Below are 11930 nucleotides of genomic sequence, written 5' to 3'. Positions count from 1 at the left end.
CGGGTGAAACCTCCGCATGTCGCGGCGCCGCGTCACGGCAAAAACCATATTGCCGGGTTAGTTGGTGCGTGCCCACCGGTCGTGGCGAGTACGGCGTCACGGCGTTGCCGGAGCACTGCGGAGGATTGCCGTCATGCCGTCGCCCCTCGCCAAACGGTCCGTCGAAACGCTCCTGTCCGTGCTGCTGGTCGTGCTGACTGTCCTGGGGGCGGCCGGCCCGAGTGCCGCGGCGGCCGGCTCACCGGCCGGTCCGGGGCCGGATTGGGAGCGCATCGCCGCCTGTGAGAGCAACGGCCGCTGGCACATCAACACCGGCAACGGCTACCACGGCGGGCTCCAGATCGACCCCGCCACCTGGCGCGCCTACGGGGGCCGCCGTTACGCCCCGCGCGCCGACCTCGCCACCCGCGACGAGCAGATCGCCATCGGTGAGCGCATCGTCCGGGACCGCGGGCTGTCCGCCTGGCCCAACTGCGCCCGGACCACCGACAGCGGCGACAGCACCTCCCGTGCCGCGGAGCAGACCCCGCCGGACGATCCGGCCCCGCAAGCGGCCCCCCGCACCCGCAGCCTCACCTCCCCCGGCCACACCACCGCCCGCACCTATGTGGTGCAGCCCGGCGACTGCCTCTCCGTCATCGCCGAACGCGCCCACACCCCGGGCGGTGCCAAGGCCCTGTACGACCTGAACAAGGACACCCTCGACCAGGGTCCCGACCAGATTTACCCCGGGCAGCGGCTGCGGCTGCGGGCCTGAGGGCGGTGCGGCACTCGGCTGCCGGGTGCTCCGGAGGGCCGTCACGGTGAATCCGCTGATCGGTGCGGGTGAATGAGCGGGACGGGCCGTTGCTCAGGCTTGGTGGACGGGGGGATGGCCGGTAGCAAGACCGCGGGGTACCAACCGCGAGGTGCAGGAGCACACAGTGAAGAACATGGCACGCATCAATGTTGTGATCGCAGGAGCTTGCGGTTTGCTCCTGGCGGTCGGCGGGGCGTCGCCCGCCCAGGCCTGGGACGGGCCGTTCGACGGGGACGGCGTGTGGAACAGCGACACCTTTGCCAACTTCCATGCCGGATTCAGCTGCCGCAACCGCGCCAGAATCTGCATCAACGGGCCGTTGAACAGCGGAAACGTCCGGAACTCGCAGAACGTTCACCTGTCCGGCAACAACAGCAACAGCGGTAGCCCGACCAACGTCAACGGCAACACCAACGACGATGCCGGCGGCACGACCGGAGCCGAGAACAAGACCAGCAACAACCTCCAGCACGTCGGACGCGGCGGCAGGCAGAAGCTGTGACCCGCCGCTGATGCGACCCTCCGGCCCCGGCGCGTCCGGGGCCGGAGCCGTGTCCGGACCGCGGGCCGGCGCCGGGGCGCCGCACGGCCGCGGGAACACGGAGAGCGCCCGGCGGAATCCGCCGGGCGCTCGGGGAACGGCTGTCGAAGAGGGGCCGTAGCCGTATCAGGGGGCCGTCCGTATCAGTGGAGGAAGCCTCCCAGGATGCGCTGCACGCTGTTACCGCTGCCTCGCGAGGCGCCGGTCACGGCGTTGCCGCTGTTGGTCGACCCGTTGGTGTTGGCGATGTTGCCGCTGGCGTTCGGGTTGCCGTGGTTGAGGAAGTTGCCGCTGTTGAGGCTGTTCCCGCTGTGTACCGGCCCGTTGATGCAGGGGTGCGGCGAACGGAAGACCGGTGACTTGTAGTTGAAGTCGGCGAGGCGGTTGTTGCAGACGACTCCGGAGACCATGCCGGCCACGGTGCCGACATCGGCGCCCACGATGGTGGCGAGCAGGGAGTCGCTGGGAATCACCTGGGCCCGGGCCACCCCGCTGCCGAGCAGCACCAGCCCGCACGCCCCGACGATGCTGCCCGCCTGCGCAATTTTTCTCACGTCGCTCCTCGCCTCTTCGTCCTTCGGATGCCAGACGTATCGTGCTGCCGCGGTCAGTCCCCATCGGCGTTCAACCCGCGGGAGTGAAACCCCCGGGGGCCACAATCAGCCGGGTGGCCCAACACCTCGCGGAGCTTTGGGGGACGGTTCGGCCGGGGGCAGGCGCCCGGCCGTGCGCGCGCAGGCGAAGATCATCGGTGGCGGTGCCCGGGGCGGGCGGGGCCGCCACGGTGCCCGGGGCAGGCGGGGCCGCGGCAGGGCATGCCACCGGGAGCCGGCCGGTCATCCGGCGGCCGGCACACCGGGGCTCAGAGCACCAGCCGCTCCGGCATGGGCTGCTCGACACCGTCCAGCTCCAGCGTGCACCGGGGCATGGAGGGGACGAGATGCGGCTGGCGCAGCAGGACCCGGAAGGGGTGGGCGGGCTCTTCGGGGAGTTCGCCGGTCAGCACGTTCATTCCGGCGCGGTGTTCCTTCTGGTACGCGACCACCTTGCCGTCGACCAGGAGCTCGATCTCGCCGGACCGGCCGGGTCCGACGTTCACGGTGATCGAGTGGTCCCCCTGATCCAGATGGAAGTGGTGTCTGTGCCCCATGACGACCTCCGGCAGTTCGTCGGTCACGACCGGCCGCGCCGTCGGTACCCACCGCGAGCCGGTCCGTTCTTCCAGCGTAAGGGGCCTCCCCCCGGGTTCCGCGAGCGACAATTGGGGTGAGTGCCGGGCGGCCGGTTCACGGAGCGCGGGTCGGCGAGACCTGCCCGGGAAACGGGCGCCGGGCCGGCAGGAGACGACCATGAACGGCTCGGTCCGGGTGGGACAGGTGGTCGGGGTACCACTGCGTATGCACTGGAGCGTGCCGCTGCTGGTGGGCCTGTTCGCGTACGGACTCGGCCGGCAGGGCCTGCCGGTCTGGACGCCGGGCCGCTCGGACGCCGTGTACGCCGTCGGCGGGGTCGCGGGGGCCGCGCTGCTGATGGGCAGCCTGCTGCTGCACGAGACGGCGCACGCCGCGACCGCCCTGCGGAAGAAGATCTCGGTGCAGGACGTGACGCTGTGGGCGCTGGGCGGGACGACCCGGATGGGGCGGCCGCCCGATGCGGCGGCGGCCTTCGCGGTGGCGGTCAGCGGGCCGCTGATCAGCCTGGTCATCGGCGGTGTCGCACTGGGGGCCGGGATCGGGCTGCACGGGCTGTCCGGCTGGGCGGTGCCCTCCGTCGTGCTGGCCTGGCTGGGCTGGGCGAATCTGTTCCTGGGAGTGTTCAATCTGCTGCCCGCGGTGCCGCTGGACGGCGGCCGGGTGGTGCAGGCGGTGCTGTGGTGGCGCACGGGGGACCGGGAGCGGGCGGACCTGGCGGCCTCCCGGGGCGGCCAGATCATGGGCCTGCTGCTGGTGGCCGCCGGCTGGATCTCCGTGCTGCGCGGGGCGCCGGGCGGGCTGTGGATCGTCTTCATCGGGCTCTTCATCATGATCGTCGCCGGTGCGGAGCGGCGCCGCGCGGCCCTGCACCGGGCACTGCGGGGACTCCGGGTCGGCGAGGCGATGACCGGTCCGGTGGCCACCGGCGCCGACTGGCTGACCGTCCAGCGCTTCATCGACGAGGTGGCCGTGCACTCCCGGTACTCCGTGCTGCCGCTGCTCGACTTCGAGGGCCGCCCCAGCGGCATCGTGCAGCTGCGCCGGCTCGCGACGGTACCCGCCGCCGGACGGGAGACGCTGCGGGTGCGCGAGGTCGCGACCCCGCTGTCCCAGTGCGCGGTCGCCGCGCCGGACGATCTGCTGACCGAGGCGCTGGACAAGCTCAGTCTGCGGACCGGCGCCCGCATCCTCGTCGTGGACGCGGGGCATCTCGTCGGGATCGTCACCGGGAAGGACATCTCCCGTCTGATGCAGCGCGAGACCCTGGGCGGCAAAGAGAGCGCCTGACCGGCCTCCCGGGGCGTCGCGGCGGGCGCGCGCCGCCGTCCGCCGGCGCCCACAATGGTGGTACGGAACGCCCCCGGGGGATACGGGGCCTGCCGGAGCGGAGGCCCGGAACGGGACAGGGGTATGGAGTACGTCACCGTGACCGCGCTGAGCCACCCCGGGCTGCTCCGCGAGCACAACGAGGACAGCCTGGTGGCCGGCCCCTGGACGCTCTGCGCCACCATGACCGAGAACCCGCAGACCCTGGTCTTCCCGCTCGGCACCCCGCTGGTCGTCGCGGTCGCCGACGGCATCGGCGGGCAGCCGGCCGGTGAAGTGGCCAGCGCCCTGGCCGTGCGCCAACTGGCGGCGCTGGGCCCGTCACTGGACACCGGGGAAGCCGTCCGGGACGCCCTGAACCTCTGCAATGACGCGGTGTACGCGGCCGGCCGGGACCCGGAGCTGAACACCATGGGCACCACGGTCGCCGGCGCCGTCGTCCTGGCGGAGTCGCTGCTGGTGTTCAACGTCGGCGACAGCCGGGTGCTCGACGCGACGGCGGACGGGCTGCGCCAGGTGAGCGTGGACGACAGCCCGCCGCTGTCGCCGGGGCGGCGCACCACCTCGCTCGTCACCCAGGCGCTCGGCGGCACCCCGGACTTCAGCGCCATCACCCCGCATGTCCGGGAAGCACCGCTGTCCGCGGGCGACCGCTATCTGGTGTGCACCGACGGGCTGACCGACCCCGTCCCGGAGGACGCCCTCAACGACCTGCTGCAACTTCACAGCGGCGGCCGGGCCGCCTTCGAACTGTGGAAGTCCGCCATCGAGGCGGGCGGCCCCGACAACATCACGCTGGCGCTCATCACCATCGGCGAGTAGCACGACCGGACCGGCCCGAACGGCCCACGGTCCGCGGCGACGCATCCTCTGGTTAACCCCACCCCCGAGGTCATGGCTGCCGGATGGGCAGCGGTGAACCGCTCAACCACCCTTGCCCCATGACGACTTACGCCCATCGCGCCTTTCTTCTGGCGCTCTCCGTCGCCACCCTCGCCACCACGGTGACGGCGGCCGCCCCGGTGGCCCGCGCCAATGCTCCCGGCACCAACGGGCCCGCCCTCACCTGGCGGCCCTGTGCCGAGCCCGGTGGCCTCAGCGGCCAGGAGTGCGCCCAGCTGCCCGTACCGCTCGACTACCGCGACCCGGACGGCCCGCAGATCGGCCTCGCCGTGACCCGGGTGCGCAGCGAGCGGCCCGCGGCGCGGCGGGGAACGCTGCTGGTGATCCCCGGCGGACCGGGCGAGTCCGGTCTGCGCCGGCTGAAGACCGAGGGGCCGGCGCTCCGGAAGGCGATGGCGGGGGCGTACGACCTGGTCAGCTTCGATCCGCGGGGGTTGGGCGGGAGCACCCGTACGGGCTGCGCCCTCGACGCCGCCGACCGGCACCTGGTCACCCTGCGGTCCTGGCCGGGGCCGGACGGCGAGATCGCGGCGAATGCCGCCCGCTCCCGGCGGATCGCCGAGGCCTGCCGCCGCCACGGCGGCGCGGTGCTGCGCAGCTTCAGCACCGCGAACGAGGTGCGCGACATCGACCGCCTCCGCCGGGCCCTGGGCGAGGAGAAGCTGTCGGCCTGGGCGCACTCGTACGGGACCTACGTCGGTTCGGTGTACGCGCAGAAGTACCCGCGGCACACCGACCGTTGGGTACTGGACAGCATTGATGACCCCGACCCGTCCCGGGTGGGGCGCGGGTGGCTGGCGAACATAGCGGCGGGCGCGGACGACCGCTTCCCCGACTTCGCGGCCTGGGCCGCCGATCCGGCACGGGAGAGCGAGGGGCTGCGGCTGGCGCGGCGGCCCGAGGACGTCCGGCCGCTGTTCCTCGCGCTGGCGGCGAAGCTGGACCGCGAGCCGAAGGAGTCCAGCACGCCGGGCGTCCCGCTGACCGGCAACCGGCTGCGGCAGGCGCTACAGAACGCCCTGCAGAGCGACGGTCTGTTCGCCGAGGTGGGCCGGCTCGTCCGGCAGGCCCAGGACCCGGCCGCCGAGCCGGTGCTGCCCGCCGCCGTCGCCGGGCCGATGCCGGACCAGGATGCGGCGGTCGTGATGGCGACCGTCTGCAACGATGTGCGCTGGCCGGCGCCGTCGGTCCCCGCCCACCGGCGCGCGGTGACCGCCGACCGCGCCCGGCACCCGCTCACGGCCGGGATGCCGGTCAACATCACGCCCTGTAACTTCTGGAAGGCCCCGGCGGAACGGCCCACCCGTATTACCGCCGACGGCCCGTCCAACATCCTGATGGTGCAGAACCGCCGGGACCCCTACTCGCCGTACGCCGGCGCGCTGAATATGCGCCGGTCCCTCGGCGACCGGGCCCGGCTCGTCACGCTCGAACACGGGGGTCACGGTGCCTACTTGTCCCACGGCACCGCCTGCGGCGACCGCACCGTCACGGCCTTCCTGACGACGGGCCGCCGCCCGCAGACGGACACCCGCTGCACCGACTGAGCCCCGGTGCGGCGGACAGGGCTCTAGGGCGTGCCTTTCGGATCACCCCGGGGCCGCGACGTCTGGCACGGCACCTCGCGGCGTTGTCGCCTCACCCGAGTACGCCCAGTACGCGGCAGAGGCTCCGCCTTGCGATGCACCGCACCAGACGCCGCGGCCTGATCCGGGCTGATCCAAAAGACACACCCTAGGCGTGGAGCCGGACGCCCTCAAGGGCGGTGTCGAAGACCGGCCGGTAACGGCTCCACTGGTCGTTCGGGGCGCACAGGTAGACCACGTACTGGGTGCCGTTGGAGCCGCTGAAGGCCACCTCCACCGCCCGGAACTCCCGTGCCGAGCCGTTGAAGGTGAACTCCCAGTAGCCCGCGGGCCGGCCGCGGAACGTCGTGGGGTCCATCCGGACCCGCTCATAGCCCGGGTTTTCCCGGCGCGTCTGGTCCTCTTCGGTCTCCCGCCAGTGCTGGACCGGAGCCTTCGCGCCGGCGAATGGGACGATGTTGATCCGCAGGCCCACCTTTCCGGACGGGTCCACGTAGGCGACGTCACCGCCCGGAGGATGCTTGCGGGTCCAGCCGTCCGGTACGGGGAGGGAGAAGCCTTTGCCCGGCTTCTGGATGTGGTATCCGGAGGGCACCGGCGGAGGTGCAGAGGGGCGGGGAGCCGAAGGGTGGCCGGCGGTCTTGGAGCCGGGCGGGGTGGCGCTCGTCGCCTCGGCACCGCCCCAGGGCCACAGCAGCACGCCACCGGTCACGGAAGCGGCGACCGCCATGGCCGCGGCACTCCACAGCGCCGTACGGCGGCCGCGCCTGCCCTTGCGGGCGGGAACCGCGGGGACCTCGGCGCGCTGCGTCCTGGTGGGCTGGTCGTCGAGCAGGATCCCCGTGCCGGTCGTATGGGCGCGCAGGAGGCGCTCGGCCTCATGAGCGGCCATGCGCTCCCCGGGTTCCTTCACGAGCAGACCCGCGATCACCGGGGCCAGGTCACCGGCGTTGCGCGGGGGCGGGTACTCCTCGGCGGCGATGGCGTACGCCGTCTCGATGGCGGTGTCCCGGCTGAACGGGGGCCGCCCCTCGACCGCCTGGTAGAGCGTCGCCCCGAGGGACCACAGGTCACAGGCCGGGCCGGGTTCGGCGATGTTGCTGCGGAGGCGTTCCGGCGCGAGGTACTGGATCGACCCGACCAGTTCGCCGGTCCGGGTCAGGGAGGGCGTGCCGGACTGCACGGCGATGCCGAAGTCGGTCAGCACGATCCGCCCGTCGTTCCCGAGCAGCACATTGGCGGGCTTGACGTCCCGGTGCAGCACCCCGGCGTCATGGGCGGCGCGCAGCGCGGCGGCCATGCTGGAGCCGATCCGGGCCGCTTCGGCGGGCGGCAGCGCCCCCTTGCTCTTCACCAGGTCGCCCAGGGTGACCGAGGGGATGTACTCCATGACGATGCACGGCAGGCCCTCGTCGTCGACGACGTCGTGCACCACGATCACATGGGGGTGGGTGATCCGGGCGGCGCTGCGGGCCTCGCGGCGGGTGCGCTCGTAGAGCGTCTCGATCTCGTCGTCGTTCAGATGCGGCGGTACCAGCAGCTTCTTCACCGCGACCGGCCGCCCGAGCAGCTCGTCCTCGGCCCGCCACACCGTGCCCATGCCGCCACGGCCGACCCGCTCCACCAGCCGGTACCGCCCGGCTACGAGCCGTCCCAGATCGGACACCGTGAGTTCGCCTCCCCCGCACGGGTTGAACAGTCTGCGGGAGCACCATAGCCCGCCTGTTCGAGCGTGCCGAGGGGTGGCGTTCCCGGGTTCCGGAGCTTGGGCGGGGCCTGCCCGGCAAGGCCGCCGGGCGCGGGGGCAACTGCCGCGGGAGCCGCCCTCGTTCGGCACCGGGCAGGCGGGCGGGGGACCGCCGGCGCCCCGCGAAGGGCAGTACGCGGAAGGCGCATGGTGCCGTGCGTGACGCCACGATGGCGCCAGTGGTGCCATTCCTGCGCCACGATGGCTTGCGGTGGCGCCATCATGGTGCCATGATGGCGTCATGGACCTCACGCCCTACGTCGACAATCTCCGGCACGAGCTCGCGGTCGCCGCGGACACGGGCGGAGAAGAAGCCCGCGCCCTGGCCGAGCGGCTCACCACCCCCCTGGAGTCGGCCGTCCGGCTCACGCTGCTGAACGCCCTCTCCTCCGCCATGACCGAGATCACCCGCGATCTGGCCCCCGGATCGGTCGATCTGCGGCTGCGCGGGCTCGACCCCGAGTTCGTGGTGACCGCACCGCCGGTCCAGGAGCCGTACGGGCAGCCGGAGTTGCACGAGTCGGCGGCGAGCGAGCCGCGGGCGGTCGCGCCCCCGGCCGTCGCGGACGCCGACGAGGGCGGCACCGCCCGGATCAACTTCCGCCTTCCCGCCCCGCTCAAGGCCCGCGTCGAGGAGGCCGCAGGACAGGAAGGCCTCTCGGTCAACGCCTGGCTGGTGCGGGCCGTCGCCTCGGCCCTGGAGCCCGGCGCCCCCAGCCGCCCGGGCGGCCGCGGCCCCCGCTATGCGGGCAAGCAGGGCTACACGGGGTGGGTCCGCTAGGGCTCGCTCGCCGCACGCTGACTCACCCATCCACCCGCGCACTCACTCCTCCATTCCTCCATTCCTTCACCCGCCCGTTCGGCGGGAACACCCACCAGCCATGAGGACGGCACAGCCATGCCTGCTTTCGACACACCCGAACCGCTCTCCGTCACCGTCGAGATCGACCTCGGCTCCGTCCGGATCGCCGCGAGCAAGCGCACCGACACCGTTGTCGAGGTGCTGCCGGGCGACGCCACCGCGGAGGCCGATGTACGGGCCGCGCAGCAGACCAAGGTCACCTGCTCCGGCGGCAAGCTGCTCGTCAAGGGTCCCAAGAAGCGCTCCCTCTTCGGCAAGTCCGGCTCCGTCGCCGTCACCATCGAGCTGCCGACCGGGTCGGACGTCCTGGGCACCTCGCCCATGGCGGACTTCACCGTGGATGGCCGGCTCGGCGAGTGCCGGCTCAAGACCTCGCTCGGTGACCTCCAGGTCGATGTGGCGGAGGCCGCCAATCTGCGGACCCAGTACGGCGACATCCGGCTGGACCGCGTGGCGGGCGACGCCGAGATCTTCGGCTCGGGCCGGATCGAGGTCGGCGAGATCGCGGGCGCGGCGCTGGTCAAGAACAGCAACGGCGCGACCATGATCGGCGAGGTCACCGGCGCCCTGCGGGCGAGCGCGTCCAACGGCCTCATCTCCGTCGGTGTCGCCCACGCCGGAGTCGAGGCCAAGTCGGCCAACGGTGCCATCCGGATCGGCGAAGTGGCCCGTGGCCAGGTCGTACTCCAGGCCGCCGCCGGTGATCTGGAGGTCGGCATCCGTGCGTCCACCGCCGCCTGGCTGGACGTGACCACCGGCCTCGGCAGGGTGCACAACGACCTCGGCGCCGCGGAGGGCCCCGGGGACAGCGCCGAGACCGTAGAGGTACGCGCCCACACCAGCATCGGCGACATCCTGATCCGCCGCTCCTGAGCTCCTGACCAGGTCCGGCCGCTGGCGGCCGGCCACCACCACATCCAGAACGCGGAACTCTCATGATCACGACGTCCACGACCGCCGTCGCGACGGCGATCGACGCCACGGGGTTATCCAAGTCCTACGGCGACAAGGTGGTGCTCGACGGCATCGACCTGCGCATCCCCGAAGGCACGGTCTTCGCCCTGCTCGGGCCCAACGGCGCGGGCAAGACCACCACCGTGCAGATCCTCTCCACCCTCATCCCTGCCACCGCCGGCCAGGCACGGGTCGCCGGCCATGACCTGGTCCGTGAGGCGGACGCCGTACGCGCCGCGATCGGTGTCACCGGCCAGTTCGCCGCGGTGGACAACCTGCTCACCGCCCGGGAGAACTTGCTCCTCATGGCGGACCTGCACCATCTCGACCGCCGCGAAGGCCGACGGCGCGCCACCGAGCTGCTGCGCCGCTTCGACCTCACCGAGGCCGCCACCAAGCCCGTCGCCACCTTCTCGGGCGGTATGCGCCGCAAGCTCGACCTCGCGATGACCCTGGTCGGGAATCCGCGCATCATCTTCCTCGACGAACCGACCACCGGACTCGATCCACGCAGCCGGCGCACCATGTGGGAGATCATCCGCAGCCTGGTCGCCGACGACGGCGTCACCATCTTCCTGACCACGCAATATCTGGAAGAAGCCGACCAACTCGCCGACCGTATCGCCGTCCTGGACCACGGAAATCTGGTCGCCGAAGGCACCGCGGACGAGCTGAAGCGACGGATCCCCGGCGGCCATATCCGCCTCCGCTTCGCCGACACGCCCCAACTCGACGCTGCCGCCGCCCTCTTCAGCGCCACCGCACACGACAGCGAAGCGCTCACCCTGCACGTCCCCGGAGACGGCAGCGTGCCCGCCCTCCGCGCCGTCCTCGACGCCCTGGACCAGGCGTCGGTCCGCGCCGAGGAACTGACCGTGCACACCCCCGACCTCGACGATGTCTTCCTCACCCTCACCGGCCGCGACCGGTCCGCCAGCGAGGCCAACTCCCCGAAGGAGAACGCCCGATGACCACCCTGACCTACGCGGCCCGCGATGCCCGGACGATGCTGCGGCGCAATCTGAAGCACGCTCTGCGCTACCCCTCCATGACGATCTCGGTCGTCGCCATGCCTGTCCTGATGCTGCTGCTCTTCACCTATGTCTTCGGCGGCGCCCTGGGGACCGGTATCGGCGGGACGGCCAGCGGCAGCGCCGACTACATCGACTATGTGGCCCCCGGCATCATCCTCATGGCCGCGACCTCGGGCGCCCTGGTCACCGCGGTCGGCGTCTGTTCCGATATGACCGAGGGCATCGTCAACCGCTTCCGCACCATGGCGATATCCCGGGCCTCGTTCCTGACCGGGCATGTCGTCGGCAGTGTGCTCCAGACACTGGTCAGCATCGCCTTCGTCATCGGCGTCGCGCTCCTCATGGGCTTCCGGCCGCACGCCACCCCGCTCGGGTGGCTCGCCGCCGCCGGCCTGCTCACGCTGCTCACCCTGGCGCTGACCTGGCTGTCGGCCGCCATCGGCCTGGTGGCCAAGAACGTCGAGACGGCCAGCAACATCCCCTTGCCGATGCAGTTCCTCCCGTTCCTCGGCAGCGCCATCGTTCCGCCGGAGTCCATGCCCACCGGGCTGCGCTGGTTCGCCGAGTACCAGCCCTTCACCCCGGTCATCGAGACCCTGCGGGGCCTGCTGATGGGCACCGAGGTCGGCGGCGCCGCGATAGGCGCCGTGGCCTGGTGCGTCGGCCTCACCCTGGTCGGCTACCTGTGGGCCCGTACGGCCTTCCGCCGCAGCGCCACCCGCTGAACGGGCGCTCCAGAACCCGCTCCAAAGACCGCTCCACAAGCCTCTTCGCACGCATCACACGCTCCACGGGGCACTACACCCATCACGCGTCGCGCACTCACCGCGTACTCATCGCGGACGCACCGCGGCTCGCAGCCCGACTCACCGTGAGCGCCCGCACTTCACCGCGGGCCCACCGCAGTTCGCCGGGGGCCCGCAGCCCGCCCTCACCGCGCGCTGCACCGCATTCCTCATCGCGCTCTTCACCCTGCACTCCGCCC

The 11930-nt window shown here is 72.2% G+C and carries 12 protein-coding genes; 9 read left to right on the top strand and 3 right to left on the bottom strand.

Translation table 11 applies throughout. The annotated features are described in order from the left end of the window. The first annotated feature begins 133 nt into the window (after positions 1–133). Both CP981_RS18975 and CP981_RS18970 read left to right on the top strand, forming a co-directional pair. Complete coding sequence (locus tag CP981_RS18975; RefSeq protein ID WP_085925504.1) at positions 134–757, top strand: LysM peptidoglycan-binding domain-containing protein; 624 nt, start codon at positions 134–136, stop codon at positions 755–757. Positions 758–923: 166 nt separating this feature from the next. Further along, positions 924–1301 (top strand): hypothetical protein, encoded by a 378-nt coding sequence (locus CP981_RS18970; RefSeq protein WP_085925505.1) that lies wholly within the window; start codon positions 924–926, stop codon positions 1299–1301. A 182-nt stretch (positions 1302–1483) separates the two neighbouring features. Here the strand turns inward: CP981_RS18970 and CP981_RS18965 are convergent, their stop codons facing one another. Both CP981_RS18965 and CP981_RS18960 read right to left on the bottom strand, forming a co-directional pair. Continuing rightward, the gene (locus tag CP981_RS18965) at positions 1484–1894 is read right to left on the bottom strand and encodes a hypothetical protein (protein WP_167536114.1); all 411 of its coding nucleotides are present in this window, start codon (positions 1892–1894) and stop codon (positions 1484–1486) included. A 308-nt stretch (positions 1895–2202) separates the two neighbouring features. Next, a complete protein-coding gene (locus tag CP981_RS18960; protein WP_085925580.1) occupies positions 2203–2490 on the bottom strand; it encodes a hypothetical protein in 288 nt (95 codons plus the stop codon). A 199-nt stretch (positions 2491–2689) separates the two neighbouring features. On the opposite strand from CP981_RS18960, the gene CP981_RS18955 reads away from it, so the two are divergent. The 3 genes from CP981_RS18955 to CP981_RS18945 all read left to right on the top strand — a co-directional run bounded on the left by CP981_RS18955 (position 2690) and on the right by CP981_RS18945 (position 6309). After that, the gene (locus CP981_RS18955) at positions 2690–3820 is read left to right on the top strand and encodes a site-2 protease family protein (protein WP_085925506.1); all 1131 of its coding nucleotides are present in this window, start codon (positions 2690–2692) and stop codon (positions 3818–3820) included. A 123-nt stretch (positions 3821–3943) separates the two neighbouring features. Beyond that, complete coding sequence (locus tag CP981_RS18950) at positions 3944–4681, top strand: PP2C family protein-serine/threonine phosphatase (protein WP_085925507.1); 738 nt, start codon at positions 3944–3946, stop codon at positions 4679–4681. Positions 4682–4800: 119 nt separating this feature from the next. Continuing rightward, on the top strand, positions 4801–6309 hold the full coding sequence (locus CP981_RS18945) for an alpha/beta hydrolase (protein WP_085925508.1): 1509 nt from the start codon (positions 4801–4803) through the stop codon (positions 6307–6309). Positions 6310–6496: 187 nt separating this feature from the next. Here the strand turns inward: CP981_RS18945 and CP981_RS18940 are convergent, their stop codons facing one another. Continuing rightward, a complete protein-coding gene (locus tag CP981_RS18940; protein ID WP_085925509.1) occupies positions 6497–8014 on the bottom strand; it encodes a serine/threonine-protein kinase in 1518 nt (505 codons plus the stop codon). Positions 8015–8336: 322 nt separating this feature from the next. Here CP981_RS18940 and CP981_RS18935 point away from each other — a divergent pair, with 322 nt between their 5' ends. The 4 genes from CP981_RS18935 to CP981_RS18920 all read left to right on the top strand — a co-directional run bounded on the left by CP981_RS18935 (position 8337) and on the right by CP981_RS18920 (position 11670). Further along, positions 8337–8876, top strand: a complete 540-nt coding sequence (locus CP981_RS18935; RefSeq protein ID WP_085925510.1) for a hypothetical protein — start codon at positions 8337–8339, stop codon at positions 8874–8876. Between the two features lie 117 nt (positions 8877–8993). Further along, positions 8994–9830: a DUF4097 family beta strand repeat-containing protein gene (locus tag CP981_RS18930; RefSeq protein WP_085925511.1), complete on the top strand. Its 837-nt coding sequence runs from the start codon at positions 8994–8996 to the stop codon at positions 9828–9830. 62 nt (positions 9831–9892) lie between these two features. Continuing rightward, positions 9893–10882, top strand: a complete 990-nt coding sequence (locus CP981_RS18925; RefSeq protein WP_085925512.1) for an ATP-binding cassette domain-containing protein — start codon at positions 9893–9895, stop codon at positions 10880–10882. Then, complete coding sequence (locus CP981_RS18920; protein WP_085925513.1) at positions 10879–11670, top strand: ABC transporter permease; 792 nt, start codon at positions 10879–10881, stop codon at positions 11668–11670. Before CP981_RS18925 ends, CP981_RS18920 begins: the two co-directional genes overlap by 4 nt. Positions 11671–11930 lie beyond the last annotated feature (260 nt).

The sequence above is a fragment of the Streptomyces platensis genome (assembly GCF_008704855.1).
GTDB lineage: Bacteria > Actinomycetota > Actinomycetes > Streptomycetales > Streptomycetaceae > Streptomyces > Streptomyces platensis.
This window is presented reverse-complemented; position numbering and strand designations above follow the sequence as displayed.